Origin of the sequence: Actinomyces sp. Z5, assembly GCF_003287795.1 — a bacterium.
GTDB classification, from domain to species: Bacteria; Actinomycetota; Actinomycetes; order Actinomycetales; family Actinomycetaceae; genus Actinomyces; species Actinomyces glycerinitolerans.
In genome coordinates this window covers 35,352-42,390 of record NZ_QMIN01000090.1, presented here as the reverse complement: position 1 = coordinate 42,390, position 7,039 = coordinate 35,352, and the positions used below count along the sequence as shown (strand labels likewise).

The window sequence follows — 7,039 nt, the reverse complement described above, 5'->3', positions numbered from 1 at the left end:
CCCCCGTTGGACCGCCGTAGCCGCCGGTTACGGCGGTCCAACCGCGCGTAAGCGGTCCAACCGCGCGTAAGCGGTCCAACCGCGCGTAAGCGGTCCAAGCAGATCCCCGGAGGCGCGCTCCCCGAGGACAGGGGCCGGGACACGACCACACCGACGCGCCGCAACGTCACCATTCGGTTGCACTACTCCTGCTGCCGACGAATCAGGCACTTACGCAGGGGCGGCAAGCTGCCGCTCAGGCCCGGCATGTGAGATTCTGGTGCAAGCAGTAGGAGCGGCCGTCCGCCGCCCCGGGATTGTTCATCAGCAGGCATGAGAAGGTCGGTTCCATGAGCCAGCAGGCCCAACAACCCAAACAGCCCCCAGCGGCGTCCTCGTCATCCGCCTCGGCGGCGCAGCCGACGCTCGGCGAGCTCGTGACCCGGATCTCGGACAACATCTCCGCGCTGGTGCATGGTGAGATCGACCTGGCCAAGGCAAAGGGCAAGCGCATGGCCACCACCATGGGCGTGGGCGGTGCCCTGCTTGCCGTGGGCGGGGTCGTCGCCCTGTACGGCGTGGGCTTCCTGCTGGGAACCATCGTGGAGTTGATTGCGCTCGCGCTGCCCCTGTGGGCGGCCAAGCTCATCGTCGCCGTGGTGCTGTTGATCGTCGCCGCCATCGCCGCACTACTTGGCGTCAAGCGCCTCCAGGCCGCTAAGGCCGACATGCCCGACCCGAAGGGCGCCCTCCAGCATGATCTGAACACCGTCAAGTCCGCCGCCACCACCGGCTTCGAGAAGGGCAGCCAGCAGTGAGTGAGAACAATTCGGCCGCAGCGGCTACCCCGGAAGAGATCGAGGCCCGGCTGGCCGACCTGCGCGCATCGGTTGTGAACGACGTTGAGGAGCTGACTCAACGCCTGGCCCCCAACGCCCTCAAGGCGGTGGCCCGCTCCACCACCGAGGCAACCGTGGCCGACCTGCGCGAACGTGCCCGGTCGGCGGCCACCGGTCTGAAGGCCCGCCTGCAGGGCGACGCCGACGCTCCACTGGTGTCGGCCGACGCGCCGAGAACCGACAGCCTGTCACTCATCGAGCGGGCCCGGCGTCTGCTCGACGACGCCCAGGACGGAGATCCGCAGGCACTTGCCCTGGTCACCGGAGCCGTGGCGGGGCTGGCCGGGTTGAGCGTGTTCGCCCTGATCAAGGCCCTGCGCCGCTAGGCGCGCGCCGCCGCCATCCCGCGCGCCGCCCGACCCCGCCCACACCCGTATTCCCAGCATGCGGCGCCTCATCCGTGGGCCTTACCACGACCGAAGCGCCGCCTGTGGAATGGTGTTTCGGCGCGGTGACGTTGTACGGTTGCCCCACGACACATTTGCCCAGTTGCTGCGCGCCCACGTGCGCGCCCAGAGATATGTTGGAGGGGGTCGAGCCTATGGGGCGCGGCCGTCAGAAGGCCAAGGCGACCAAGGTCGCCCGCAAGCTCAAGTACTTCAGCCCGGAGACCGACTATGCGGCACTCGAACGCGAGCTCGCCACAGCGTCCTCCGCAGCGTCCCCCGACGTCGAGTCCGACGACGACATGTATGAGGAGTTGGCCGCAAAGTATGCGGTCGACGACGACTGGGACGACGAGGACGCCTGACACCCGCCCCGGGCGCCTCGTCGTACGCAGCCATGCGCGAGTGCGGCACCTGAGCGTCTCCGCGTGACGCCGCGACGCGCCGCCGGGCCCACAGCGGCTCCGGCGGCCCCGCCCCGGTGTCGGCTCAAGCGATCCGATAGGTCCCCAGCAGGTCCACGCCACCGCCGTCGACGCCCTTGGTGCCGGCAATCAGCCGTCCCCGGGGCGCGTAGTCGGCGGCGTCCTCGACGCTGCCCAGCACCCAGGCGGGCACGCCCGCGGCCTCGGCTCCGCCCAGCACCGCATCGGCGGCGTCCGGGGATACCACCGCGACCATGCCCACCCCCAGGTTGAGGGTGGACTCCAGGTCGTCCCACGGGACCGCGCCCAGGCGGCGCACGACGTCGAATACCGCGGGCACCACCCAGGAACCGCGGTCGACGACGGCGATGGTCCCGGCGGGCAGGACGCGGGCCAGGTTCGCCCCCAGGCCGCCGCCGGTGACGTGCGCCAGGGCCCGGATGCGCAACTCGGCGGGGTCGACGTCGGCGGAGTCGATCTGGGCGATGAGGTCAAGCAGCACCCGCGTGTACAGACGCGTGGGCTCCAGCAGCTCCTGCCCGACGGTGCGGCCGAACTCGGGCACCTCCCGGTCCAGGGACCAGCCGGCCTGATCCACCACGCGGCGCACCAGTGAGTAGCCGTTCGAGTGCAGACCGGAGGACGCCAGGGCCACGAGCACGTCGCCGGGGCGCACCCGCTGCGCGCCGAGCGCCCGGTCGGCCTCCACCACGCCGGTGGCGGCACCGGCGACGTCGTAGTCGTCCGGGCCCATCAGCCCGGGATGCTCGGCGGTCTCCCCACCCAGCAGGGGGGTGCCGACGGCGGCGCAGGCCTGGGCCACGCCGCGCACGATGTCGGCGATGCGCTGCGGGATCACCTTGCCGCAGGCGATGTAGTCGGTCATCAGCAGGGGGCGGGCGCCGACCACCACGATGTCGTCGATGACCATGCCCACCAGGTCCTGACCGATAGTGTCGTGGATGTCGAGGGCCTGGGCGATGGCGACCTTGGTGCCGACCCCGTCGGTGGAGGTGGCCAGCAGGGGGCGGCGGTAGCTGCGCAGCTCGGAGACGTCGACCATTCCGGCGAAGCCGCCCACCTCCCCGACGACGGCGGGGGTCATGGTGGCGGCCACCGACGCCTTCATCAGTTCGACCGCCCGGTCGCCCGCGGCCGTGTCGACGCCGGCGGCGGCGTAGGTGATGGGGGCGTTGGGGGCGTCGCTCTGGCTCATCGGACGGTTCCTTCCGGTGCGGGGTCGGCGGGTGTGGCGGCGTGCCGGGCGGATGCGGCGTCGGCACCCGAAGACGTGGCGGCCTCGGCGTCAGCCGGGGCCCGGTGGGGACTGCCGGCGCTCAGGTCCGGGCGGGTGACGCGGCGCGGGGCCGCGGGGACGGGGGCGGCATCGGTGTCGGCGCGACGACGCCGGTAGGCGCCGGGGACGCGGGCGGCCGGCGCACCGGGTAGCGGGCCCGTGGTGGGCGTGGCGGTGGGGTAGTTGCCGGTAAAGCAGGCGGTGCACAGGGCGTCGGCGTCCTGCCCGGAGGCGGCGACCATACCGTCCACCGACAGGTAGCCGAGGGAGTCGGCGCCGATGGAGTCGCGGATCTCCTCCACGCTCATGCCGGTGGCGATCAACTCGGCGCGGGTGGCGAAGTCGATGCCGTAGTAGCAGGGCCACAGCACCGGCGGGGAGGAGATGCGCACATGCACCTGCGCGGCACCGGCCTCCCGCAGCATGCGCACCAGGGCGCGCTGGGTGTTGCCGCGCACAATCGAGTCGTCGACGACGATGAGGCGCTTGCCGGCGATGACCTCCCGCACCGGGTTGAGCTTGAGCCGGATGCCGAGCTGACGCAGGGTCTGGGTGGGCTGGATGAAGGTACGGCCGACGTAGGTGTTCTTCACCAGTCCCTGCCCATAGGGGATGCCGGAGGCCTGGGCGTAGCCGATGGCGGCAGGGGTACCGGATTCGGGGGTGGCGATGACCAGGTCGGCGTCGACCGGGTGCTCGCGAGCCAGGGCCGCCCCCATGGCGTTGCGGGCGGCGATCACCGAGGTGCCGGCGATGCGCGTGTCCGGGCGGGCGAGGTAGACGTACTCGAATACGCAGCCGGCCCGGCGGGGCGTGGCGAAGCGGGTCGAGCGCACGCCGTCGGCGTCGATCTCGATCAGCTCGCCGGGCTCGATCTCGCGGACGAAGGCGGCCCCGAGGATGTCCAGGGCGGCGCTCTCGGAGGCGACCACCCAGCCGCGCTGCAGGCGGCCGAGCACCAGTGGACGCACGCCGTGCGGGTCGCGGGCGGCGTACAGCGTGTGCTCATCCATGAACACCAGGGAGAAGGCGCCGCGCAGCAGGGGCAGCACCCGCCGGGCGGTGGCGGAGATGCTCAACGGCGGAGCGGCGTCGGCATCGGTCACCGGGAGGTACAGGGGGGTGTCGGCGTCGACGGCGTCATAGTCCCAGGCGTCCAGGCGGCCACGCTGGGAGACCAGCTCCATGAGGGCGGCGATGACGGCGGTGTCGGTGGAGGAGCCGCGGCCGAGTTCGCCGGTGAGGTCCTCCCCGCTGGTGCGGTGGACCGCCTCCATGAGTTCCCGGGTGTTGGTGAGGTTGCCGTTGTGGGTCAGCGCCAGGGTGGAGCCGGCGGCGGGCCCGAGCATCGGCTGCGCGTTCTCCCAGGTGCCGGCGCCCTGGGTCGCGTAGCGGACGTGTCCGACGGAGAGGTGGCCGGTGAGGCTGGACAACGTGCCGTCGTCGAAGATCTGGGAGACCAGGCCGAGGTCCTTGTAGACCAGGATCTTGCTGCCGTCGGTGGAGGCGATGCCGGCGGCCTCCTGGCCGCGGTGCTGGAGGGCGTACAGACCGAAGTAGGTAAGCCGCGCGGCCTCCTCCCCCGGCGCCCAGACGCCGAAGACGCCGCACTCCTCGTTCACCTCCTCGCCGAGGGCGAGCGGCGGAGCGGGGCGGGCAGGGGCGAGTGTGCCGCCGGAGGGCGGGGTGGTCCGGTCGGGGTCACCAAAGCTCACCGGAGCATCATCCCACAAGCCGATCCGGCGGGCCCTAGTCGCGTCGGCGGGCGGTCAGCAGGGTGCCACCGCCCATGAGGCCGAGGGCGAGCAAGCCGAGGGCGATCGGCGCGCCGGTGCGGGCCAGGGCACCGCGCGAGCCGTGCCCCGTGGCGGGCGTACCGGCGACTACCGGGACCACGCCGGCCGTCGTCGGAGCCCCGGTGGCCGGTCCCACCGCCGCGCTGGGCGTCGGCGGTGCCGGTGTCTCCGGCGAGACCGCGTGCACGACCTGGGCGGTGACGGCGAGCGTCTCGGTGGACTCGTCGGCCCTGGTGATGGTGAAGGAGACGATCGCGCACGTCGTGCTCACGCCGTCGACCGTGCAGTCCTGGGTGGCGACGCCGTCGGGAAGCGTGAAGGTGAGCGTCGCCCGGCCGGTCTCGGGCAGGCCGGGGGTGACCGACTGGTCGATGTCGCTCGTCGTCAGGGTGCGGGTGGTGCCGTCGGCCATGGCGACGGTGGCGGCGATCGAGGTGGCCGCGTCGCGCACGCCCTGCTCGGCGGTGGCCGAATAGCTGAGTCCGGTGAAGCGGGCGGTCACGGTGTCGCCGTCGACGGCGAGCGAGGTGCCGACCTGGTGCTTGTCGTAGGAGGCGGTGGCCGGGGAGATGCGCACCAGGTACTCGGAGGTGACCGTGCGGTCGAGGATGCCGGTGTTGATCATCGTCTTCTCGCCCAGGGTGTCGAAGTTGTCGCCGCCCGCGAGGAGGAAGGTGTTGGAGGCGACGGTGACGGTCGCCGCGTCGTCGAGCAGCTCGCCGTCGATGTAGACGGCGTCGATGACCCGCGAGCGTGCGTCGGCGATGTCGTCGGCGAGGCTCTCAACCAGTGCGCTCCGTTCCGCCTCGGAGGCGGCGGTGGAGATCTGCGTGAAGTAGTCCTCGAGCTGGTCGGCGGCGTCCTGGTCGAGGTAGACCTCGACGTTGTCCGAGGTTCCGAGCATGAGCGCGGCGCGCGTCGTCGTCGGCTGGAACTGCTCGGCGAGCACCTGCTTTACCTGGGCGCCCGTGTAGGTGGCGTAGGCCATCTCGTTGCCGAAGGGCTGCACCGTGTAGGCCTCCCCCGCGGTGAGCTCGCCGGCCAGGTAGTCGGCGCGCACCCCGCCGGGGTTCATCAATCCGATCGCGTAGTCGCTGGACGGCTGAATGTCCTCGGCCAGCCAGGAGGCGAAGGAGGTGGCGATGAGGTTGGAGGCGGTGGACTCGGTGGAGCGGTTGGCCCCGTAGTCCGTGCCCGTGTCGGTGCCGCGGTAGAAGTTCGAGCCGAGGGTGGTGAGGACCTCGTTGCCGGCGGCCTCGGAGTCCGTCTTCGCCTTCGCGACGATGTCGGCCACGCCGTAGGCGTCGGTGGTGCAGTCGGACTCCGCCAGGTCGAGGTTGCGGGCGGTGGCGGCGGTGACGTCCTTGGTGCCGTCGGCGGCGGTGGTCACCGTCAGGGAGATCTCGCCGAGTTTGAGGCCGTAGTGGTCGGGCTGGACGACGGCGATGTCCGTGCCGTCGGTCGACTTGACGACGTCGGCGAAGGGCACGTGGGTGTGGCCGGCGACGACGGCGTCGACGGCGCCGTTGAACTGGTTGCCATAGATGGCGGCGTCCTCGTGGGCCAGGACGACGACGACGTCGGCCTCTCCGTTGGCGGCGTCGCCGTCCTTCAGCGCGGTGGCGCGCGCGTTGGCGGTGGCGGTCGCGTCTAAGACCGTGAGGCCTTCGAGCGCGGACTTGGACACCAGGCTGGGCAGCTCTTCGGTGACGACGCCGATGAAGCCGACTGTGACGCCGTCGACCTCGGTGATCCAGGTGCCGTTGCCGGAGCCCTCGGCGGCCAGGGCGGCGTTGCCGGTGACGTTCGCGGACAGGATCGGGGCGTTGAAGGCGGGCAGGAGGCGGTCGGCGAGGTCGGTGATGCCCTTGTCGAACTCGTGGTTGCCGGCGCTGGTGACGTCCAGACCGATGGCGTTCAGGACGTCGATGGTGGGCTGGTCGTCGAGGATCGAGGAGATGTAGGCGCTGCCGCCGACGTTGTCACCGTTGGAGACGAAGAGCGTGCTGGGGTTGCGCTCGCGGGCGGCGGCGACCTCGCAGGCCAGGGTGACGGCGCCGGGCTCGTCGCCGGTGGTTTCGATGTGGCCGTGCAGGTCGGTGATGCCGAGGATGGAAAGCGTGGTGGTGTCGGCGGCCTCCGCGGCCGTGGCCGGGGCGGTGATTGCCGGCGCGAAGGCACCGAGGGCCAGGGCCGCCGTGAAGGCGACGAGGCGGCGATATAGGTGTGGCATGAGCAGTCTCGGGAGGTTAGTGGG

Annotated in this window: 6 protein-coding genes; 3 read left to right on the top strand and 3 right to left on the bottom strand. The window is 71.6% G+C overall.

All coding sequences use genetic code 11. The features are described from left to right. Positions 1 to 329: 329 nt before the first annotated feature. From DRB06_RS12510 to DRB06_RS12500, 3 genes are all read left to right on the top strand, one after another. On the top strand, positions 330 to 797 hold the full coding sequence (locus DRB06_RS12510; protein WP_073331420.1) for a phage holin family protein: 468 nt from the start codon (positions 330 to 332) through the stop codon (positions 795 to 797). Further along, positions 794 to 1,204 carry a hypothetical protein gene (locus DRB06_RS12505; protein WP_108968893.1) on the top strand — a complete coding sequence of 137 codons (411 nt, stop codon included), beginning with the start codon at positions 794 to 796 and terminating at the stop codon, positions 1,202 to 1,204. The genes DRB06_RS12510 and DRB06_RS12505 overlap by 4 nt, the downstream gene beginning before the upstream one ends. A 215-nt stretch (positions 1,205 to 1,419) precedes the next feature. Then, entirely contained in the window at positions 1,420 to 1,629 is a 210-nt protein-coding gene (locus tag DRB06_RS12500; RefSeq protein WP_073331097.1) for a DUF3073 domain-containing protein, read from the top strand. A gap of 124 nt (positions 1,630 to 1,753) precedes the next feature. On the opposite strand, the gene purM is transcribed toward DRB06_RS12500, so the two are convergent. The 3 genes from purM to DRB06_RS12485 form a co-directional block, all read right to left on the bottom strand. After that, positions 1,754 to 2,905: a phosphoribosylformylglycinamidine cyclo-ligase gene (gene purM / locus DRB06_RS12495; RefSeq protein WP_111820126.1), complete on the bottom strand. Its 1,152-nt coding sequence runs from the start codon at positions 2,903 to 2,905 to the stop codon at positions 1,754 to 1,756. Then, a complete protein-coding gene (gene purF, locus DRB06_RS12490; protein WP_258522261.1) occupies positions 2,902 to 4,608 on the bottom strand; it encodes an amidophosphoribosyltransferase in 1,707 nt (568 codons plus the stop codon). Before purF ends, purM begins: the two co-directional genes overlap by 4 nt. Before the next feature lie 127 nt (positions 4,609 to 4,735). After that, positions 4,736 to 7,039, bottom strand: a 2,304-nt coding sequence (locus DRB06_RS12485) for a 5'-nucleotidase C-terminal domain-containing protein (RefSeq protein WP_309300334.1), incomplete at its 5' end; no start/stop codon positions are given.

Bases quoted from the DNA above. Each gene is read 5' to 3' on its own strand.
- DRB06_RS12510 (WP_073331420.1), top strand. From the start codon at position 330: ATGAGCCAGCAGGCCCAACAACCCAAACAGCCCCCAGCGGCGTCCTCG.
- DRB06_RS12500 (WP_073331097.1), top strand. From the start codon at position 1,420: ATGGGGCGCGGCCGTCAGAAGGCCAAGGCGACCAAGGTCGCCCGCAAG.
- purM (WP_111820126.1), bottom strand. From the start codon at position 2,905: ATGAGCCAGAGCGACGCCCCCAACGCCCCCATCACCTACGCCGCCGCC.